Source organism: Clostridium beijerinckii HUN142, from assembly GCF_000621745.1.
Classification (GTDB): domain Bacteria; phylum Bacillota; class Clostridia; order Clostridiales; family Clostridiaceae; genus Clostridium; species Clostridium beijerinckii_A.
On record NZ_JHXK01000025.1, the window covers coordinates 51,546 to 68,208 of the forward strand.

Sequence of the window (16,663 nt, forward strand, 5' to 3'; positions counted from 1 at the left end):
AAGTAGATAGTGGGTGAACTTTGTGATACATATAGGATAAATATGAAAAAAATTATATATATGAGTAAAATTAAATTTGTAACTATAAAAAATAAAGTTTAAGATAAATTTATGCTTTATACTATAAGGAGATATATTATGAAAGAAAAAAAGAATAGGAAAAGATTTAATAATAGCGGGAGAAGTAATTTTATAAAATTAGTTAAAATAGTATCACTTTTAGTGGTGATTGGGATAATTGCTTTTATTGGGATTAATAAAGGAATAAATTCTTTTGCTAATATGGCTACTAGTCAAAATAGTGATAAAAAAGATGTTATCGAAAACCCTTCAGAGGATGAGAAAAAAGAGTTTGGGGAAGTTCCGCTAATAAATGATAATAGAGGCGTGCCGGTAATTTGTTTTCATTCTATAAATGACGATCCTTCAGTAAAAAGCCCTATTATTATTTCAAAGGATAAATTTAGAGTACAACTTCAAGCTATTAAAGATAATGGATATACGACATTAACAATGACTCAGCTTAACGACTATCTTTCTAAGGGGAAGGCTATTCCGGAAAAAAGTGTTGTTCTAACCTTTGATGATGGATATAGAGATAATTATACTAATGTATTTCCAGTCTTAAAAGAGTTTAATATGAATGCAACAATTTTTGTTATACAAAGTTATTTAGATAGAGATGGATATTTAACTACTGACCAAGTTAAAGAGTTGAGTAGTAGTGGAATAATTGATATAGAATCTCACACAGTTTCTCATATTGATCTTCCGACTATGTCATATGAAGATCAATTAAAAGAACTAAAAAATTCTAAGGAAAAATTAGAAAGTTTAATTAATAAGCCTATAATTTCGATTGCTTATCCAGAAGGAAAATATAATGATGATACTAAGAAAGCTTTTAGTGAAGTTGGTTATTCAATGGGATTTACCACTGAAAGGGGATACGCTGACAGAGATGATAATTCTGCAGAGCTAAATAGAATATGTGTAGATTATACATATAAGCCTAAAGACATTCTAAAGGTATTAAAAAACTTGAAAAAGTAAGATGAGATTTTCTTTTGAATAAGATTAATTAAAATCCGAACGAAAAGAAAAAATATTTACAAAACGTTCTCTTAAAATTGACAAAATATAATATAAATTATAGAATAAAGAGAGCAATAAAGATGCTTATTAGATATTATCCAATTCGATTAGAATTGGATAATATTTTTAATAAGGATCTTAAAAATAACTTATGAATGGAGTAGATAAGCATGAAAGCAATATTAACAGTAATTGGGCAGGACAAAGTTGGTATTATAGCAGGGGTTAGTCAGAAAATGTTAGAATATAGTATCAATATATTAGATGTTAATCAAACTATAATGCAAGGTTTTTTTACTATGATAATGGTATTAGACTGCAAAGATATGAATGCGACTTTTGAGGAAGTTCGTGCAGGACTTACAGCAGAGGGTGAAAGACTTGGGGTAGAAGTAAAGATTCAAAGAGAAGAAATATTTAAGTCAATGCATTCACTATAATAGGAGGGGCTTATGAATACTAATAATATACTTGAAACGATAAAAATGATTGAGGAAGAAAAACTTGACGTTAGAACTATAACAATGGGAATATCCTTGCTTGATTGTATAGATCCAGATGGAGATAAAGCTAGAATTAAGATATATGATAAAATTACAAAATCTGCAGAGCATTTAGTAGAGGTTGGAAGGCAAATAGAAACAGAGTTTGGTATTCCAATAGTAAATAAAAGAGTTTCAATAACTCCTATGTCAATAATTGCTGGAGCTACTAATGAAACTAGCTATGTTGAATTTGCAAGAACTTTAGATAGAGCAGCAGAGACACTTGGAATAGATTTCTTAGGTGGATTTTCAGCATTAGTTCAAAAAGGCTGTACAAAAGGTGATAAGATTTTAATAAGTTCAATTCCAGAAGCTTTAGCAGTAACAAAAAAAGTTTGTGCGTCAGTTAATGTAGGATGTACAAAATCAGGAATAAACATGAACGCTGTAAGAGATATGGCAGATGTTATAAAGAGAACTGCAGAACTTACAAAAGATCAAAAAGGTTTTGGTTGCGCTAAGTTAGTTGTATTTGCAAATGCAGTAGAAGATAATCCTTTTATGGCAGGAGCTTTCCACGGAGTTGGAGAAGCTGAGAGAATTATAAATGTTGGTGTAAGCGGACCAGGAGTTGTTAAGAGAGCACTTGAGAAAGTAAGAGGAGCATCTTTTGATGTTGTTGCTGAAACAATTAAGCAAACTGCATTTAAAGTTACAAGGATGGGAGAACTAGTTGCTAACGAAGCGTCTAGAAGATTAGATGTACCTTTTGGTATAGTTGACTTATCTTTAGCACCAACACCAGCCGTTGGTGATTCGGTTGCAGAAATTCTAGAAGAAATAGGACTAGAACAAGTTGGAACTCATGGTACAATTGCAGCACTTGCTATGCTTAACGATGCAGTTAAAAAAGGTGGAGTTATGGCATGTAGCCATGTTGGAGGCCTAAGTGGAGCTTTTATTCCAGTATCTGAAGATGCGGGTATGATTGATGCAGTTATAAGTGGATCATTAAATTTAGAAAAATTAGAAGGAATGACATGTGTATGTTCAGTTGGTCTTGATATGATTGCAATTCCTGGAGATACTCCAGCATCTACTATTGCAGGAATGATAGCTGATGAAGCTGCAATTGGAGTGATAAATAATAAGACTACAGCTGTTAGAATTATACCAGCACCAGGATGTAAAGTAGGGGACATGGTAGAATTCGGTGGATTGTTAGGTAGGGCACCTGTAATGAGGGTAAATGGTAAATCATCAGAATTATTTGCTCAAAGAGGTGGAAGGATTCCAGCACCTATACATTCATTTAAAAATTAATAAACATAAAAATAAGACCTATAAGATAGTTAATATATCTTTAGGTCTTATTTCATATTCCATATTATTTCTAAAATAAGCAATTATAGAAATCTTTTCTTTTGTGATATCGAGGTGTAAAATAGCCTTACAGAATAAAATTAGTTAGTTGTTTTATAATAAGAATAATAGTGGCCATAATGCCCATGCATTATTAAAACCATATCCACCATATCCGCCATAACCACCGTATCCACAAAAGTTTCCGTAATTGTATCCACAGCAATTATTGCAACATCTGTTATAACAGCATCTGCTCATAGTTCATTTCTCCTTTGTTAATCTATATCATTTGTTATATTAATAATATATTAAACATAATTAAAAATTGTTACATATTAAAATTAAAAATAAAATTATCTATAAGAATATTACTTGTTATATTTTTGATATTAAAAATTTATGTAAATTAGATTTAGAAGGGTGTATATACTGGTTTGGGGCCATTTTAATAAAGTATTTTAATATTAGAATAATTAAAAATAATGTTAAAAGAGACATTAAATTAATAAATAACATAATACAGATTTAGAATTTGATATCTTTATGTTATAATAGGCAAAGAGAAAATAAGGTGTGTATGATTTTTTTTGATTTAAACTATAAGAAGAATAAGTAGGTGAAGATATGACAAATGAAAGGAAATTTTTGCCCATAAGCAAAAAAGATATGAGAGAAAGAGATTGGGAACAATTAGATTTTATAATTGTTACGGCTGATGCGTATATTGACCATCATAGTTTTGGTACTGCAATTATTTCAAGAGTACTTGAAGCAAATGGATATAAAGTTGGGATAATACCACAACCAGATTGGAACAATCTTTATGATTTTCAGAGATTTGGGAAGCCTAAATATGCTTTTCTGGTTAATGGTGGAAACATGGATCCTATGGTTAATCATTATACTGTAAGCAAAAGAATGAGAGAAAAAGATCTTTATTCTCCAGGTGGACAAATGGGACTTAGGCCTGATAGAGCAACAATTGTTTATTGTAATAAGATAAGAGAAGCTTATAAGGATATAAATATTGTAATAGGAGGAATAGAAGCAAGTCTTAGAAGATTTGCTCATTATGATTATTGGAGTGATAAAGTTAGAAAATCAATATTAATTGATAGCACAGCTGACTTGCTGATTTATGGTATGGGAGAAAAGCAAATAGCAGCAGTTGCAGAAAGTTTGAAGAATAATGTGCGAGCAAAAGATATAACTTATCTTAGAGGCACCTCTTATGCTACCGAAAGTCTAGAGGATATACAAGATTATATTGAAATTCCTTCATATAAAGAAGTATCTACAGATAGATATAAATATGCAGAAGCAAGCAAAGTAGAATATGAAGAACAAGATTCGGTCCGAGGTCATATTATTGTGCAAAAGCATGGAAGTAAATATGTAGTACAAAATGTTCCAGAAGCGCCTTTAACTAGACAGGAATTAGATGAAGTATATGGACTTCCATATATGAGAGAATATCATCCTGTTTATGAAGGAAAAGGCGGTATAGCTGCAATTGAAGAAGTTAAATTTAGTACAGTAAGTTCAAGAGGATGTTTTGGAGATTGCAAATTTTGTGCTATAACTTTTCATCAAGGAAGAGTTGTTCAAAGTAGAAGTAAAGAATCAATACTGCAAGAAGTTGAAGATATTACAAAACTTCCCGATTTCAAAGGATATATTCATGATGTAGGAGGGCCGACTGCAAACTTTAGAAAGCCAGCTTGTTCTAAGCAGTTAGCTTTTGGAGCGTGCAAAAGTAAAGAGTGCTTATCACCAGGTGTATGTAAGAATATGGATGTAGATCATACTGAATATTTAGACTTATTAAGATCTATAAGGAAAGTACCAAAGGTTAAAAAGGCATTTGTACGCTCGGGCCTTAGATATGATTATATTATGGCTGATAAAGATGATACTTTTTTCAAAGAATTAGTAGAGCATCATGTAAGTGGAAAATTGAAAGTTGCACCTGAACATGTTTCAAAAGATGTATTAAAATATATGGGTAAACCTGCCGGAGAAACTTATAATAAATTCGTAGATAAGTTTGAAAAAATAACAAAAAAGCTTGGTAAAAAACAATATATAATTCCATATTTAATGTCATCACACCCAGGAAGCACGTTGGCATCTGCAATTGAACTTGCTGAGTACCTAAGAGATATTAATTACCAACCAGAGCAAGTACAAGATTTTTATCCAACACCAGGTACATTAGCTACAACTATGTATTACACAGGTTTAGATCCTATGACAATGAAAGAAGTTTACGTGCCAAAAACTAAGCATGAAAAAGCTATGCAAAGGGCTTTGCTTCAATATAAGAATCCAAAGTACTATACATTGGTCTATGAAGCATTAACACAAGCAGGGAGAACGGATTTAATTGGAAATGGTCCAAAGTGCCTTATAAAAGACAAAAACAAAAGTGTAAAATCATATAATTCAAGCATTTATAGAGGTAATGAAAGCCAAGGAACTAATAAGAGAAAGACTTCAGATAGATTGAAGAGTAATAAAGTTTCTGATAGAAGGGAAAATGGTAAGAAAACAAAAGAAAAGAATTCGCTAAATGGCAAAAAGAAAACTACTAAGAAAAGATAAAATAGTAAATAGTTTTGTAAAATTGCTGCAATGAAAGAAGGACATATTTTTGCGAGATCTGATATTTAGTTCATGAGTTGTAGCAATTTGTTAATTTTATCGATAATATATATTAAAATTAAGGATATACTATTAATTTTTTTAGTATGTATTTACATATATACTAAAGTTGATTTTCTACATTTTGGTACTAATTCGGTAGTTAACGTATTAGAATGCTAGATGTAGATTTTTATTATCTAGCACAATTAAGAGAAAGGGGTAAAAATGGGGGATATTTTAATAAAAGCATTTAGCTTTATACTGATTATTGCAATAGGATATAGTTTTAAAAGGATAGGGGTTTTTGGACCTAAAGACTATAAAATTATAACCAAAATTATAATGAATATTACTTTACCGTGCGCACTTATTACTGGATTTGCAAATTTTAAAATGGATACATCAATGCTTTTTATTATTCTGCTTGGATTTTTAGGAAACATTATAATGTCTCTTATTGGCTTTGCTTTGGCAAGGAATAAGGATAATAAAGAAAAAGCTTTTAATATGTTAAATTTAGCTGGATACAATATAGGATGTTTTACCCTTCCATATGTGCAGAGCTTTATGGGACCATATGCTGTCGGGATAACAAGTCTCTTTGATATAGGTAATTCAATTATGTGTACAGGAGGTACATACGCACTTGCATCAGGCGTTGTTGGTGAAGGAAATGACCAAAGTATTAGAGCCTTTCTTAGAAAAATTTTCTCATCTGTACCTTTTGATACTTATATGCTTATGTTTATCGTGACAATTACAGGTATTAAGTTGCCGCAGATGATATATACAATAACATCAAATTTAAGTGCAGGAAATGCTTTTTTGTCCATGCTTATGATTGGAATGGTTTTTGAATGCAAATTTCGCAAAGAACAGTTGATTAAAGTTGCTTCAATTATAAGTATACGTTATTTGTTTGCATCAATATTTGCAGTTGTTATTTATTTTTTTGTGCCGTTTTCTATGGAAATTAAGCATGTACTAGTTATTTTGTATTTGGTCCGATTCCTGTTCTTGCACCAGTCTTTACGGCTAGGTGTAAATGTGATGAAGGGTTATCTGGTGTAGTAAATTCTTTATGTATACCCATAAGTATAGTTATAATAACTTTATTATTATTTATTATTAATTAGTATGATCAAAAAAGAGTATTTTTCTGATAAGAAAATTAAACCACTAAACTTTAAAAAGTGCGTGGTTTTTTTGTTATATAGTAATTTGTTCACTAACATAATGCACATGATCCAATAATAAATCCACATTTAAAACTCTATAGTCCCAAGTATTCAAATAAGTCTAATAGAATCTGGAAACATAATTGCAATATATATAGATAATATTTCTAAAATATTATATAATAATAATTATCATTTAAGAGTTTAAGGAGGAGATGGAATTGAAAAAACTAATCTCATGGAATGTAAATGGGTTAAGAGCCTGTGTAAAAAAAGGCTTTTTACAATATTTTGAGGAAATAGATGCTGATATATTTTGCATACAAGAAAGTAAACTTCAAGAAGGTCAAATAGATTTAGAATTAGATGGATATACAAGTTACTGGAATTATGCTGAAAAAAAAGGTTATTCAGGCACAGCTGTATTTACAAAAGAGGAGCCATTAACTGTAAAAAGAGGTATTGGAATAGAAGAACATGATAACGAGGGTAGAGTACTTACTTTAGAATATAATAATTTCTATTTAGTAAATGTTTATACTCCTAATTCTAAGCAGGCACTAGAAAGACTTGACTATAGAATGGTATGGGAAGATGTATTTAGAAGTTACTTAAAGGAACTTGAAAAAAATAAGCCTGTAATAATTTGCGGAGATTTAAATGTTGCTCATAAAGAGATAGATCTTAAAAATCCCAAATCTAACAGAAAAAATGCTGGATTTACAGATGAAGAAAGATCTAAGATTGCTGAACTATTAGACGCTGGATTTATAGATACATATAGATATTTTTATCCTGACAAAGAAGAGATGTATTCATGGTGGTCATATAGATTTAATGCTAGAGCTAATAATGCCGGATGGAGAATAGATTATTTTTTAGTTTCAGAAAGTTTAAAGGATAAATTAGAAAATGCAAAAATTCATATGGAAGTAATGGGATCGGACCATTGTCCTGTTGAACTGACAATTAATCTATAATAAATAAAAAACAAAGCATAATTACTATATTTGAGTAGGTGATTATGCTTTGTTTTTTATTATTGTACAATAAATCTTTTTATGCCTATCCAGGCAGTAAAACTAGAAATGAAAGATAACATTCCAAATGTCAATATTAAGAAAAGCGGAAATGATATAGGGAAAAAGAAAATATGAAGCCCTAATATTAGAACACAAGCTAGCTCGCAAAGCAAAGTGTTTTTTATACATACAATGCAGAGTAATATAGAATTTTTAAAAACATCTTTTAGAGTAAGAGAAATAGTAGTAAGCAATGGATAAATATACATAGATGCTAGTCCAAGTAAAATCGTAATAAAAAGGCATAGGTAGAAGATTAAATAAAAAATAGGTTTCTCTTGAGCTAATTTTAAATAAAAGAATAGCGAAATACCTAAAAATGAAAATGTGATTAATATTATTAATCCACCAACTAATGATTGTTTCCAATTGTTTTTAAAGGCTTCATGGAAATCTGAAAAAATATAAGTATGCTTTCTTTGAATTATGGCCATTAAAATTGAAGTCATAGCACCAAGAGCAGGACCAATCGTAATAATAGGAAGAGAATATAAAACGAAGATACAATTCAACTTAATTATATCCCAAAATCTCATGGTAAATAATTCGAAAAATAAGTGAATACCTTCTTTTTCAGGCTCGTCCTTTTCCACACTAGGGCCTTCTCTATCAAAATTTGGGGTTAATAGTTTCATAATAATCAATCTCCTTATATAAAGTTTTATCTTAAATATTATAGCTACATTTATTTTAGATAAGTTTAAAGATAGTATATCATTTGAAAATTTAAAGTTCAAGATTATAAAAACATTTACATAGTATTAAAAACTAGCTTATTATAATATGTGTTTAAAAAAATGTATAAAAAAGTCTATTTATAATTTAAATAATTCTAAAATAATTCAATGAAATATAATATAAAACTATTGACTTTGATATAGATAAGTATATAATAAATGTATAAGAATAAATAAAGATTTGAAATAATAGAAATGAAAAGGGTTACTCAAGTCGATTTTATCAAGTATTTAACAAAGAAAGAAAAAATAAATAATAAATATATATTTAGCAAGCATAAATGAATGTTTTTTGTTTTAATATTATTTAAAATAAAAATGCGAGATGTTATATATGAAATATATTTAAAGATATATTCATAAAAGAGGACGAGTATTTTGATCATTATTCTTTTTAGAAATATATTAAATTAACTAAAGAGAAATGATGTTCACTAAATATATTAACTTCATTTGGAAAAAATAGGAGGTAAAAAAATGAAAAGTGTAAAAATATTAAAGAAACTTGCAACAGTTGTAGTCACAACATCACTTGCAGCAACAATGTTAATTGGGTGTGGTGGAAATACTGCAAGTAGTAGTTCGAACGGAGGTGGAAATGAATCTGCATCTTCTGGTGATCAATTGGAAATGTGGACATTTGTTGATATGCATGCACAATTCTTTCAAAAAATGCTAGACAAATGGAATGAAAAGAATCCTGAAAAGAAACTTAATATTAAATTTACGGTTCTTCCTTACGACGATATGCATAACAAATTACAATCTGCTCTCTTGTCCGGACAAGGTGCTCCGGATGCGTGTGATATAGAATTAGGTAAATTCCCTAATTTCTTAAAAGGAGATCCACAATTAGAGCCACTTGACGATGTTTTTGCCCCTTATAAGGACAAAGTGGTTCAATCGCGTGTTGCACTTTATAGTAAAGATAATCATGTATATGGATTTGATTATCATGTTGGTGCAACTGTTGCATATTACAACACTGAGCTTTTAGAAAAAGCAGGTATTGATTATAAATCTATAGTAACTTGGGATGATTTCAAAAAAGCAGGGGAAAAATATTATGCTGCAACTGGTAAAAATTTTGGTACAGCTGATACAAGTGCTACTTGGCAAACAAGTCTTATGTTAGCAGAACAAAAATCTGATTATACTGATGAAAATGGAAAGCCACAATTAAACAGTCCTCAAATGGTTAAAGCTCTTACTACTTTGAGAGATATGCAAGATTCTCATGCTATAGCCACCATTCCTGGTGGACAACCTGACCAAACAGATGCTGAAGCTGCAATAAACAATGGAGACTATGCAGTTGTAGTTAAAGCTATGTGGTATATGTCAAGATTCTTACAATATATGCCTGACCAAGCAGGTAAATGGGCAATTGCTCCAGCTCCAGTATTTGAAAAAGGTCAACCACGTTCTGTAGGTCTAGGTGGTACAGGTACAGTTGTAACTAAAAATGCTAAAAACAAACAAAATCTTAAAGAATTCATAGCGTATGCTAAACTTTCTGAAGATGGAGAAAAGGCTATATGGGATGACTTGGGATTTGATCCAATAAACACAGATTTATGGAGCAATAAAGAACTTACTCAAAACAAAGATAACAAGTTTATAAAATACTTCAAAACTAATCCTTTTGATACATTAAATGAAATTAAGAATGAAATTTCATTAATTAAATCAAATGAAGCTATGCCTAACATAAACAATGTTTTATGTACAGTTACATTAAATAGCATATTTGAAGATAAAAAAGATATAAAACAATCGTTAGATGAAGCACAACAACAAGTAGAGAATGAATTAAAATAATTAGATAACTATACAGAGAGGCTATTTTGTGAAAATATGAAGCTAGAAAATGGCTTCTCTGTATTACTTAAGTGTGTAATAGGAGGAAGTTAAGCAATGTTTAAGGGATTTATATATAACAAAAAAGCAGCACCGTATGTATTTATATTGCCATTTATTCTTGTATTTTTAATATTTTTTGTTTCTCCAATGATAAATACAATTATAATGAGTTTTCAAAATGTATTACCTGGGTCAAGAAAATTTGTTGGATTAGATAATTATACGAAGTTACTAGGAGATAAGGTTTTTCTAGTTGCATTATGGAATAGTGTTAAGTATATGGTATGGACACTAATATTACTTATTCCAATTCCAATGATACTTGCATGTATAATAAATAGTAAATTAATGGTAGGTAGGGAGTTCTTTAAAGCGTCATTATATTTACCGGCTTTAACATCTGTTGCTGTTGCAGGTATAGTATTTAGATTTAGTTTTGGAGAACAAGCTACTTCTTTAATGAATCAGTTAGTTGCGGTATTCGGAATGGATCCATATAAATGGCTTAAAAACGGAACTACAGGCTTTATTGTATTGTTAGTTTTAGCATGTTGGAGATGGACAGGAGTTAACATGTTATATTTCTTATCAGGATTGAAAAATATTCCAGAAGAATTATATGAATCAGCAGATATTGATGGAGCAAGTACTTGGCAAAAGTTTAGATATGTTACAATACCTCAACTTAAACCAACAACTATTTATGTACTTACTATATCTATATACGCAGGTCTTGCAATGTTTATAGAAAGTTACATGGTGTTTAATGGAAATAATTCACCAAACAATATAGGCCTTACAATTGTTGGATACTTATATAGACAAGGTATTGAAAAGAATGCGATGGGTTATGCATCGGCTGTAGGTTTAGTATTATTTGTTATAGGAATGGCTATTAACATGGTGCAATTAAAGTTAAATGGGACATTTAAGAAGGAGGATTAGTATGCAAAGCAATATGAGTTTAAATAATAGAAAAAGTACTATAAAGAATACTCGAAATATAGCAGGACAAGGAAAAAATATACCCACAAGAATATCGATATTTATATTATTTGCTGTAATAGCAATAGTAATACTATTTCCTTTTTATACGCTTTTAATATCAACTTTTAAAGATGGTGCAGTAGTAGTTGCAAATGGTATGGACGCATCAATTGATATTGCAAAAATGTCTCTTAAAAACTATACAATTTTATTTACAGAAAAGAATAGTTTCTTTACTTGGTTTTTTAACAGTTTGTTTTTAACAATAGGGCAAGTAGCACTTCAATTATTTATCAGTGCATTTGTTGCATATGGATTTGCAATGTATGATTTTAAAGGCAAGAATTTCTTATTTGTTTGTGTATTGTTTGTTATGATGGTACCTTTTGAAATATTAATGTTACCTCTTTATAGTCAAGTAAGTGCTATGCATTTAACAAATAGCTATGCAGGTATTATTTTGCCTGATATAGCAAAGGCCGGAACAATATTTTTCTTCAGACAATACTTAACTGGAATACCTAAGGATCTTGTTGAAGCGGGAAGAATAGATGGAGCATCAGAGTATGGGATTTTCTTTAGATTAATATTACCAATCATGAAACCATCCTTTGCAGCAATGGCAATTTTAAATGCTATGGGTAGCTGGAACAACTTGTTGTGGCCAATGTTAGTGTTGAAGGATGCTTCAAAATTCACTTTACCGATAGGTTTAAATACACTATTGACTCCTTATGGAAATAACTTTAACTTATTATTCGTTGGTTCTTTCTTATCAATCTTACCAATATTCATATTATTTATGTGCTTCCAAAAATACTTTGTTGATGGTATGACAGCAGGAGCGGTAAAAGGGTAATGTTAGTTTTACAAAGGACTAAAAAAGTTCAACCTAAATATTTAAGGAGATGAGTTCTAATGGCAAAAAAAGCAAAAATGGTAGTAGATAAAGATTTTAAAATATCCGAAATAGATAAAAGAATTTATGGTTCTTTCATAGAACATTTAGGAAGAGCTGTGTATGGAGGGATTTATCAGCCGGATCATATGTCGGCTGATGAAAACGGATTCCGTAAAGATGTAATGGAGTTAGTAAAGGAATTAGATGTTCCAATTATAAGATATCCAGGTGGAAATTTTGTATCAAATTTCTTTTGGGAAGATAGCGTAGGGCCTATAGAAGATAGACCTAAAAGGTTGGAACTAGCTTGGAGAAGTCTAGAGACTAATGAAATAGGATTAAATGAATTTTCTAAATGGACTAATGCTGTTGGGTCAGAAGTAATGATGGCTGTTAACCTTGGAACAAGAGGAATTGCAGATGCATGTAACCTTTTAGAATATTGTAATCATACTAGCGGAACAAAATATAGTGATTTAAGAATAAAACATGGTGTTAAAGAACCACATAAGATTAAAACATGGTGTTTAGGAAACGAAATGGACGGACCATGGCAAATTGGTCATAAAACTCCTACTGAATATGGAAGATTAGCTTTAGAAACAGGTAAAGCTATGAAGTTAATTGATCCAGAAATTGAGTTGGTTTCATGTGGGAGTTCAAATACAGCAATGCCAACATTTCCAGAGTGGGAGGCAACAACTTTAGATCATACTTATGAAGTCGCAGATTTTGTATCTCTTCATCAATACTACGGAAATAGATTTAATGATACTTCCAACTTCTTAGCACAAAGTGTTGATATGGAACATTTTATTAAAACAGTTACTGCAACTTGCGATTATATAAAAGCTAAAAAGCGTAGTAAAAAAACTATGAATTTAAGCTTTGATGAGTGGAATGTATGGTTCCATTCTAATCAAGATGATGATGATATAATGAAAAATCATCCATGGCAAAAAGCACCTGCACTTTTAGAAGATATGTATAATTTTGAAGATGCTCTTTTAGTTGGATTGATGTTAATTGTCTTAATGAAACATTCTGATAGAGTTAAAATGGCATGTTTAGCACAGTTGGTTAATGTAATTGCACCAATTATGACGGAAGAAAATGGACCAGCATGGAAGCAAACTATCTATTATCCATATTTACATGCTTCAAAATACGGTAGAGGTGTTGCTCTACAACCAGTACTTTCTTCGCCAAAACATGATACTATAGATTTTACAGATGTAACTGATGTTGAATCGATAGCAGTGTACAATGAAGAAAAAGAGGAAGTTACCATATTTGCGGTTAATCGTAATCTAAAAGAAGATATTGAATTAACTTGCGATGTAAGAAGCTTTGGCGATTTTAAAATAATTGAACATATTGTACTAGAGCATGATAACATGAAAATAGTAAACTCAGCAAAAGGTGAGGCTGTGACTCCAAAAACTGTAGATAGAAGTGAGTTAGTGGATGGAATTGTAACTTCAGCTTTAGAAAAAGCATCTTGGAATGTAATTCGCTTAGGAAAGAACAAATAATTTATTATATTTAAATTCCATATAAATAACATTGCTTAAAGTATTATGTTATATAACCCAAATAGATTATATTTGTTGAATTCACTTGGTTTATAGAACTTAGGATTTAGTACATAATTTTAGTGTGCTAAATCCTATTTTATTATTAGAAATGGGAGTGAAAAGATGAAAAAGCATATTTTAGTTGTAACTGCATTATTGTCTGTAATTGGAATTATAGGATGTTCATCAAAGCAAAATAATGAAAACATCCTAGCAAAAATTAATTTTCCAGAGAACCCTAAAATAGAGGAATTAAGAGATTCGAGTATAGTTCTAGATAAAAGTAATTGGGGAACTTTAGGAGCTCATGATCCATCTATATATAAAGATAAAGATACATATTATGTATTTTCTACTGATGCAAGAGTAGGAGGACCGGCAACCCCAGGGATACAAGTCAGAAAATCTAAAGATTTGATCAATTGGGAATTTATTGGTCAAGCTTTAAAGGGGATACCCGAAGAAGCGAAAAAATGGAGCAATGCTCAAGGAATATGGGCTCCTGAGGTAACAAAGGTAGGAGATCAATATTATCTATATTACTGCACATCAAGTTTTGGGAAAAATAGATCTTATATTGGATTATTTAAGAGCAAATCAATAGAAGGTCCATGGGAGGATCAAGGTCTTGTGTTAAAAACTAATCAAGGGGAAGATAGAAATGCTTTAGACCCCAATATAGTGTATGATAAGGATGGCCAAATGTGGATGTCATATGGTTCTTTTTGGAGTGGCATATATGTTGTAAAGCTTGATAAAAATACAGGAAAGCCACTAAATCTAAATGATAAGGGAAAAAATATATCTAAAAGAGATGCAGCTGTAAGCGGTGCTGTTGAAGGGCCATATATTATTTATAATGAAGAACAAAAGAAATATTATTTATTTGTTTCATATGGGTCATTATCTTCAGATTACAATGTTAGAGTGGGCCGTGCCGATAATATAGAAGGACCTTATCTAGACAGTAACGGAAATGATATGACTGATATATCAAATTCAAAACCAGATGAAATTGGAAATAAAATTTTAGGGGGATATAAATTTGGTGATAGTGAAGGCTGGATGGCACCAGGACATAATTCTATATTAAACGATAATGGAAATTACTATATAGTTCACCATGTGAGAACAGAGAAAAATAAAGATTGGTTCTATTTGAATGTTAGGAAAATTCTTTGGTCGGAAGATGGATGGCCTATAGTATCACCAGAAAGGTATACTGGAGAAAAAGAACAGGCTATTGAAAAAAATGCTCTTATAGGAAATTGGCAAGTAATATTACAGGATAAAAATAATAATAAAATAATACCTTCAGAACAATATGAATTTGCGAGTAATGGAAAAATAAAGAACGAAAAACAATCAGGAAAATGGGAATTAGATGGTGATAATAATATTTATATTGAACTGACTAATAGTAACGGTGAAAAAATAGAGTATAGTGGGAAAGTAATACCATCATGGGATTGGGAAAATAAAAAGCAGACAATAGTATTCACAGCTATTGATAGTAATGGAATATCTCTATGGGGGAAACTTATGAGGTAATATAAGAAGACCTATACAGATTGTAAAGAAATTTTCAATAGAAAAAAACAACATGAATGAATAAGAAATAACTTTCTATTCATTCATGTTCTTTTTTATAAAAAATACATATGTTTTGGATAGATATACGGTTTATTACTAATCTTGTTGAGTTAATGTGTTATAAACAAGTCTCACGCTTATACCTTGATTGTAATTTCCAAAGTTTTTTCCAAAGATAGTTAATCCACCAACATGTTTTGTTTCTTCAGGAACAGCTAACTTTAAAAGAATATCACTTTTATAGTTTAATTCCAAATCTTCTAAGGTGACATCTGAAATTTTTATTCCATCAATAAATGTTCCAAAGGAGTTTATGCTTAAAAGTTTTAATAATCCGTATTGATTCCAATGGGGATTCCACCAAGATGGAGTTAAAATTCCTTTACTATCACCGAAATCTCCAGGACTGGTCCAACTTCCAACATTAATATTATTTAAATAGAAATGTATGTCGGATGGCCAAATGCTACATACTCCAGGAGCTTCTGAACTTATTTCCATAGATATTTGCAATTCAGAAAATACTTCATTTGGTTTTAGATAGTTGGGAATTCTATATTCTATACTTCCTTTAGTAAACCAAAGAATATCCGCATTAATTCTTTCGGGATCAGCAAAGTAATTTGGATTATCTACTTCGCCTATAATACTATCTTTAGTCGCTATTCCGCATGTAGGGGTAATATCATAATTAGAATAGTGACCGATACTTAAATCTATGTAATATGAATTTTCAACGTCCTGTTTACCAATATCAATTACAAATTTATCTTCATGAAGAGAGCAAATCTTTTGTAATCCATGTTTTCCAGTTAAATTAGTTGTTTTTATTAATCCACACTCTTCTAATTTCTTTATATGCATAGTAACTGCGCCATTAGTTAAATCAAGTTTTTCTGATAACTCATTCATATTTAATTGCTTATACTGTGATAAAATCTCTAATATATTCATTCTTACATCCGAACTTAAAGCTTTGAAAAGTGGCAAACTTTCCTTTAGATTTGTAATGTGAATCATAATAATCTCCTCTATGCTGTTAATATTCATTCAATTGAAATTAATGTTGAAATATTAATTTCAGAAAAATTGTACTTAAGTTATAGTTTGTTACAAAATTATCAAATAATAATGTACTATGTTAAGACTATTAT

General features: G+C 30.3%; 14 protein-coding genes. 11 read left to right on the top strand and 3 right to left on the bottom strand.

Annotation, left to right across the window (positions count from 1 at the left end; genetic code table 11):
* Positions 1 to 138: 138 nt before the first annotated feature.
* The 3 genes from T483_RS0112850 to T483_RS0112860 all read left to right on the top strand — a co-directional run bounded on the left by T483_RS0112850 (position 139) and on the right by T483_RS0112860 (position 2,903).
* A complete protein-coding gene (locus T483_RS0112850; RefSeq protein ID WP_026887221.1) occupies positions 139 to 1,053 on the top strand; it encodes a polysaccharide deacetylase family protein in 915 nt (304 codons plus the stop codon).
* Between the two features lie 212 nt (positions 1,054 to 1,265).
* The gene (locus T483_RS0112855) at positions 1,266 to 1,535 is read left to right on the top strand and encodes an ACT domain-containing protein (RefSeq protein WP_012058567.1); all 270 of its coding nucleotides are present in this window, start codon (positions 1,266 to 1,268) and stop codon (positions 1,533 to 1,535) included.
* A 12-nt stretch (positions 1,536 to 1,547) separates the two neighbouring features.
* Positions 1,548 to 2,903 carry a PFL family protein gene (locus T483_RS0112860; protein ID WP_026887222.1) on the top strand — a complete coding sequence of 452 codons (1,356 nt, stop codon included), beginning with the start codon at positions 1,548 to 1,550 and terminating at the stop codon, positions 2,901 to 2,903.
* Between the two features lie 153 nt (positions 2,904 to 3,056).
* On the opposite strand, the gene T483_RS31610 is transcribed toward T483_RS0112860, so the two are convergent.
* Positions 3,057 to 3,203 (bottom strand): hypothetical protein, encoded by a 147-nt coding sequence (locus T483_RS31610; RefSeq protein WP_196244875.1) that lies wholly within the window; start codon positions 3,201 to 3,203, stop codon positions 3,057 to 3,059.
* A gap of 366 nt (positions 3,204 to 3,569) precedes the next feature.
* On the opposite strand from T483_RS31610, the gene T483_RS0112870 reads away from it, so the two are divergent.
* The 3 genes from T483_RS0112870 (at position 3,570) to T483_RS0112880 (ending at position 7,749) form a co-directional block, all read left to right on the top strand.
* Positions 3,570 to 5,549 carry a YgiQ family radical SAM protein gene (locus T483_RS0112870; protein ID WP_026887223.1) on the top strand — a complete coding sequence of 660 codons (1,980 nt, stop codon included), beginning with the start codon at positions 3,570 to 3,572 and terminating at the stop codon, positions 5,547 to 5,549.
* A 267-nt stretch (positions 5,550 to 5,816) separates the two neighbouring features.
* A complete protein-coding gene (locus tag T483_RS29100; RefSeq protein ID WP_242841858.1) occupies positions 5,817 to 6,662 on the top strand; it encodes an AEC family transporter in 846 nt (281 codons plus the stop codon).
* Positions 6,663 to 6,984: 322 nt separating this feature from the next.
* Positions 6,985 to 7,749, top strand: a complete 765-nt coding sequence (locus T483_RS0112880; RefSeq protein WP_026887224.1) for an exodeoxyribonuclease III — start codon at positions 6,985 to 6,987, stop codon at positions 7,747 to 7,749.
* A gap of 59 nt (positions 7,750 to 7,808) precedes the next feature.
* Here T483_RS0112880 and T483_RS0112885 read toward each other — a convergent pair whose 3' ends face one another.
* On the bottom strand, positions 7,809 to 8,486 hold the full coding sequence (locus tag T483_RS0112885) for a YesL family protein (protein WP_026887225.1): 678 nt from the start codon (positions 8,484 to 8,486) through the stop codon (positions 7,809 to 7,811).
* Between the two features lie 579 nt (positions 8,487 to 9,065).
* Between T483_RS0112885 and T483_RS0112890 the strand changes: the two genes are divergently transcribed.
* The 5 genes from T483_RS0112890 to T483_RS0112910 all read left to right on the top strand — a co-directional run bounded on the left by T483_RS0112890 (position 9,066) and on the right by T483_RS0112910 (position 15,467).
* Positions 9,066 to 10,409 (top strand): ABC transporter substrate-binding protein, encoded by a 1,344-nt coding sequence (locus T483_RS0112890; RefSeq protein ID WP_026887226.1) that lies wholly within the window; start codon positions 9,066 to 9,068, stop codon positions 10,407 to 10,409.
* 96 nt (positions 10,410 to 10,505) lie between these two features.
* Positions 10,506 to 11,396, top strand: coding sequence for a carbohydrate ABC transporter permease (locus T483_RS0112895; protein ID WP_026887227.1), 891 nt, complete (start codon positions 10,506 to 10,508; stop codon positions 11,394 to 11,396).
* 1 nt (position 11,397) lies between these two features.
* Positions 11,398 to 12,297: a carbohydrate ABC transporter permease gene (locus tag T483_RS0112900; RefSeq protein WP_026887228.1), complete on the top strand. Its 900-nt coding sequence runs from the start codon at positions 11,398 to 11,400 to the stop codon at positions 12,295 to 12,297.
* 59 nt (positions 12,298 to 12,356) lie between these two features.
* The gene (locus T483_RS0112905; RefSeq protein ID WP_026887229.1) at positions 12,357 to 13,874 is read left to right on the top strand and encodes an alpha-N-arabinofuranosidase; all 1,518 of its coding nucleotides are present in this window, start codon (positions 12,357 to 12,359) and stop codon (positions 13,872 to 13,874) included.
* Between the two features lie 165 nt (positions 13,875 to 14,039).
* Positions 14,040 to 15,467 (top strand): arabinan endo-1,5-alpha-L-arabinosidase, encoded by a 1,428-nt coding sequence (locus T483_RS0112910; RefSeq protein ID WP_026887230.1) that lies wholly within the window; start codon positions 14,040 to 14,042, stop codon positions 15,465 to 15,467.
* A 138-nt stretch (positions 15,468 to 15,605) separates the two neighbouring features.
* On the opposite strand, the gene T483_RS0112915 is transcribed toward T483_RS0112910, so the two are convergent.
* On the bottom strand, positions 15,606 to 16,529 hold the full coding sequence (locus T483_RS0112915; protein ID WP_026887231.1) for an ArsR/SmtB family transcription factor: 924 nt from the start codon (positions 16,527 to 16,529) through the stop codon (positions 15,606 to 15,608).
* Positions 16,530 to 16,663: the final 134 nt, after the last annotated feature.

Excerpts from the sequence above, each read along its gene's own strand:
- T483_RS0112915 (WP_026887231.1), bottom strand. The coding sequence starts at position 16,529 with ATGATTCACATTACAAATCTAAAGGAAAGTTTGCCACTTTTCAAAGCT.
- T483_RS29100 (WP_242841858.1), top strand. The coding sequence starts at position 5,817 with ATGGGGGATATTTTAATAAAAGCATTTAGCTTTATACTGATTATTGCA.
- T483_RS0112855 (WP_012058567.1), top strand. The coding sequence starts at position 1,266 with ATGAAAGCAATATTAACAGTAATTGGGCAGGACAAAGTTGGTATTATA.
- T483_RS0112900 (WP_026887228.1), top strand. The coding sequence starts at position 11,398 with ATGCAAAGCAATATGAGTTTAAATAATAGAAAAAGTACTATAAAGAAT.
- T483_RS31610 (WP_196244875.1), bottom strand. The coding sequence starts at position 3,203 with ATGAGCAGATGCTGTTATAACAGATGTTGCAATAATTGCTGTGGATAC.
- T483_RS0112860 (WP_026887222.1), top strand. The coding sequence starts at position 1,548 with ATGAATACTAATAATATACTTGAAACGATAAAAATGATTGAGGAAGAA.
- T483_RS0112895 (WP_026887227.1), top strand. The coding sequence starts at position 10,506 with ATGTTTAAGGGATTTATATATAACAAAAAAGCAGCACCGTATGTATTT.
- T483_RS0112890 (WP_026887226.1), top strand. The coding sequence starts at position 9,066 with ATGAAAAGTGTAAAAATATTAAAGAAACTTGCAACAGTTGTAGTCACA.
- T483_RS0112880 (WP_026887224.1), top strand. The coding sequence starts at position 6,985 with ATGGAATTGAAAAAACTAATCTCATGGAATGTAAATGGGTTAAGAGCC.
- T483_RS0112870 (WP_026887223.1), top strand. The coding sequence starts at position 3,570 with ATGACAAATGAAAGGAAATTTTTGCCCATAAGCAAAAAAGATATGAGA.
- T483_RS0112910 (WP_026887230.1), top strand. The coding sequence starts at position 14,040 with ATGAAAAAGCATATTTTAGTTGTAACTGCATTATTGTCTGTAATTGGA.
- T483_RS0112885 (WP_026887225.1), bottom strand. The coding sequence starts at position 8,486 with ATGAAACTATTAACCCCAAATTTTGATAGAGAAGGCCCTAGTGTGGAA.
- T483_RS0112850 (WP_026887221.1), top strand. The coding sequence starts at position 139 with ATGAAAGAAAAAAAGAATAGGAAAAGATTTAATAATAGCGGGAGAAGT.
- T483_RS0112905 (WP_026887229.1), top strand. The coding sequence starts at position 12,357 with ATGGCAAAAAAAGCAAAAATGGTAGTAGATAAAGATTTTAAAATATCC.